We start from the raw sequence: 3,531 nt of genomic DNA, 5'->3' as shown, positions 1-3,531 counted from the left end.
CACCTGCCCACCACTGCGTGGCGCCGATGGACGAGTAGTTCTCGTCGTAGAAGAGCCACTCGCGCAGATTCAGGGCACGCCAGGTGTCGATGAAGAACCACGCGGCCCAGCCCGCGACGATGAAGACGCCCGCGGCCGCCACCGGCACCCACCAGCTGCGCCGCCGCAGGAGCGCGAGGCGATCGACGATGTCGTGCTCGCTGAGCCACCATCCGAAGGTGAAGAACGGCAGCAGCCCGAGGGTGCGCGACAACGACAGCGTGGAATCGATATTGGGCAGGTAGCCCACCCAGATCGAGATCACGATCGTCCACAGCAGCGGCCAGCGCAGCAATGCGAGGTAGGGGAGAACCAGCCGGAACAGTCCGAGGGCGAGCAGGAACCACAGCGTCCACGACGGCTCGGTGAGGTTCGGGTTCGCCTGGCCCTCCACCAGCCATTTCGTCAGGGTCCAGAGCGCCTCGAAGATCACGTAGGGCACGAGGATGTCGGTGATCACACGGGCCATCTGACGCCGCGTCGGCGGACCGCCCTTCGAGAAGTATCCCGAGATGATCGCGAAAGCCGGCATGTGGAAGGCGTAGATCACGAGGTAGAGGCCGAGGGCGATGTCGGAGTCGTGGGTCAGGCGCTGGAGCGAGTGCCCGAGGACGACCAGGACGATGCAGGCGAAGCGGGCGTTGTCCCAGAACGGCACGCGGCGGCGGACTCGCGGCGCACCGGCGCCCCCGGCCGAAGGCGCGCCGGGAGCCGGGGATGCCGCAGCGGCGGCCGTGCTCGATGGTTCGGTCATGACGCGAGGCCACCATATCCTGGGGTCTCGGCCGGTCGCTCCCCGGTTGACACGAGCACTGCGCGATGAGGCGTCCGCTCCCGAGCGGGTGGCGCGCCGGAAGAGGAGATTCCATGTCTGACGCCCCCCTTGCGGCGATCCCGACCACGACCTCGACCGGCGCACTGCGCGGAGCTCGCGAAGACGGCATCGACCGGTATCTCGGCATCCCGTACGCGGCGCCGCCGTTCGGTGACCAGCGGTTCCGGGCGCCCGCGCCGCCCACGGCGTGGACGGGGGTGCGCGACGCGACATCGTTCGGGCCGACGGCGCCGCAGACGCCGTACCAGGGCGGCATGGACAAGTACCTCGCGACGGTGGAGGTGCCCGGCGACGACATCCTGACCGTGAACGTGTGGGCGCCCGCGGACCGGAATCCGGATGCCGCGCTCCCGGTGCTCGTCTTCGTCCACGGCGGCGCGCTCACGCGCGGGTCTGCGGCGCTGCCGACATACGACGGCGCCACGTTCGCCCGGCACGGGATCGTGTTCGTCACCCTGCAGTACCGGCTCGGCCAGGAAGGATTCGCGGTGCTCGAGGACGTGCCGCAGAACCTCGGCGTGCTCGACCAGCAGGCGGCGCTGCGCTGGGTGCGGCGCGAGATCCACGCGTTCGGCGGCGACCCGGCCCGGGTGACGGTGATGGGGCAGTCTGCGGGCGCCAACACGCTCACCGCGCTGCTCGCGCTGCCGCACGCGGCCGAGCTGTTCGATCAGGCGATCCTGCAGAGCGGACCGCTGCAGGCGCAGCCCGCGAAGAAGGCCGGGCGCATGACGCGGGCGATCGCGAAGCGCCGGGGCGTCGCCGCCACGCGGTCCGGATTCGAGGCAGTGACGCCGGCCGAGCTCGCCGCGACGCAGACGGCAGTCGGGGCGGGCGGGTCTCCGCTCGGCGGCGGCCCGGGCGTCGCGCTGGTCATCGGGGGAGAGGCGGTGCCCGAGGATCCACTCGGCGCACTGCTCGCCGGCGCGGGGCGCGGCATCCCTGTCCTCATCGGAACGACCAGCGAGGAGTACCGGCTGTGGCTCGCCCCGAACGGTTCGCTGGACCGGATCAGCTGGACGACGGTCGCGGTCGCTCGCATGTCAGCGCGCGTCCCGCGGCGGATCGTGCGGGCGCACCGCGCGCGCCGCCCGGAGGCGCTGCCGGGCGAGGTGCTCGGCGAGATCGTCTCCGACATGCTGCTTCGCGGCCCTGCCACGCGATTCGCGGACAGCCGTGCGGATGCCGCAGCCCCCACGTTCGTCTACGAGTTCCGCTGGCAGAGCCCGGTCGACGGCCTCGGCGCGGCACACGCGATGGAGCTCGGCTTCGTCTTCGATCGCCTCGAGAGTCCGGATGCGGTCGCTCTCGGTGGAACCGATGCTCCGGTGGCGCTCGCCGAGGTGATGCACCGGGCATGGGTGTCGTTCGTCGTCGACGGCGATCCGGGGTGGGAGCGATGGTCGGCGCGCCGACCCGTGCAGGTCTTCGACGCCGACGGCGGCCACATCGACTGCGACCCGCGTGCGGATGAGCTCGCCGGGCTCCCCACCCGATAGTCTCAGGCGCGCTATGACTGCGATCGACGATGCCTCCCAGCGAGATCGCGCGATCGTCGACATCGACTGGCACGTCTTTCCCCCCGGGACCCACCACGACGTGTTCGCGGCGCGCAGCGGCGGGCTGGCCAGGGTCCGTCTMGGCGACCCGGATGCGCCACGCGTCGTGCTGGTCTCGGGCGTCGCAGGCTCGAAGGAGGACTTCATCCTCCTCTTCCCGCTGTTCGCCGCCGCGGGCTACCTCGTCGAGTCGTATGACATCGCCGGGCACTGGGAATCCGTCGCGGCGGGCCCCCAGCACCTCGATCCACCGCGCGAGCAGTACGACTATCGCCTGTTCATCGACGATCTCATCGCGATCCTCGAGGACGGGCGCGGCCCCGCCCATGTCCTCGGCTACAGCTTCGCGGGGCTCGTCGCCGAGTTGGCGATGGTCGAGCGCCCAGACCTGTTCGCCAGCCTGACCCTCATGGCCGCTCCGCCGGCGACGGGTCAGGTGTTCCGCGGGGTGAAGCACATCGGGCCGATCTCCGATATGCCGCCGCATCGTGCCGCGGGGCTCATCCTGTGGGGGATCCGGTACAACCTCAACCGCACGCCGCCGATGCGGATCGCGTTCGTGCGGGAGCGCATGGCCGTCACCGGGCGCCCGGTGATCGACGACATCGTGGAGCTCATGATGACGATGCCCGACATCGCCGATGCGGTCGCCGCGATCGACATCCCGAAGTTCATCGCCGTGGGCGAGCAGGATCTGTGGCCGGAGGAGCAGCACCGCTCGTGGGCCGAGCGCATCGGCGCGAGCGTCGCGGTGTACCCGACGGGTCACGCACCGTGCGAGACGGCGCCGCACCAGCTCGTGCGGGACATGCTCGCGGTGTTCGCCGAGTCCTGAGCGCTGACCTGGGCGCACCCGATGCGCATGACGAATGACTGCCTGCCCTCTTGTATCTGAGAGTCGCTTCGCGGCTCCTCCGGGTTGCGAGCACCGTGCTCGCATCTTTCTGTGAGGAGACCGCACCATGAGAGTTCCGTTCGCTCGAAACGCGATCATGATCGCCTGTGCCGCTGCCGTCACCGGAGCGCTGACCGTGCTGCCCGCCGCGGCATTCGCGGAGGAGATCGCGCCTCCGCCCGATGCGGCCGTGGCATCCGCAC

3 protein-coding genes are annotated in these 3,531 nt (G+C 70.5%); 2 read left to right on the top strand and 1 reads right to left on the bottom strand.

Going from position 1 to position 3,531, the window contains the following annotated elements; all coding sequences use genetic code 11:
- On the bottom strand, nucleotides 1-793 hold a 793-nt coding region (locus AC1DVT_RS18805; RefSeq protein WP_477390761.1), incomplete at its 3' end, for an acyltransferase family protein.
- Between the two features lie 113 nt (nucleotides 794-906).
- Here AC1DVT_RS18805 and AC1DVT_RS18800 point away from each other — a divergent pair.
- Both AC1DVT_RS18800 and AC1DVT_RS18795 read left to right on the top strand, forming a co-directional pair.
- A complete protein-coding gene (locus tag AC1DVT_RS18800; protein ID WP_477390759.1) occupies nucleotides 907-2,373 on the top strand; it encodes a carboxylesterase/lipase family protein in 1,467 nt (488 codons plus the stop codon).
- 13 nt (nucleotides 2,374-2,386) lie between these two features.
- Nucleotides 2,387-3,268, top strand: a complete 882-nt coding sequence (locus AC1DVT_RS18795) for an alpha/beta fold hydrolase (protein ID WP_477390757.1) — start codon at nucleotides 2,387-2,389, stop codon at nucleotides 3,266-3,268.
- The last annotated feature ends 263 nt before the right edge of the window (nucleotides 3,269-3,531 follow it).

The organism is Microbacterium sp. P2_F9, from assembly GCF_056403635.1.
Note: the sequence above shows the minus strand (reverse complement) of the source record. Positions and strands in the feature narration are given on the sequence as shown.

Bases quoted from the DNA above. Each gene is read 5' to 3' on its own strand.
- AC1DVT_RS18800 (WP_477390759.1), top strand. From the start codon at position 907: ATGTCTGACGCCCCCCTTGCGGCGATCCCGACCACGACCTCGACCGGC.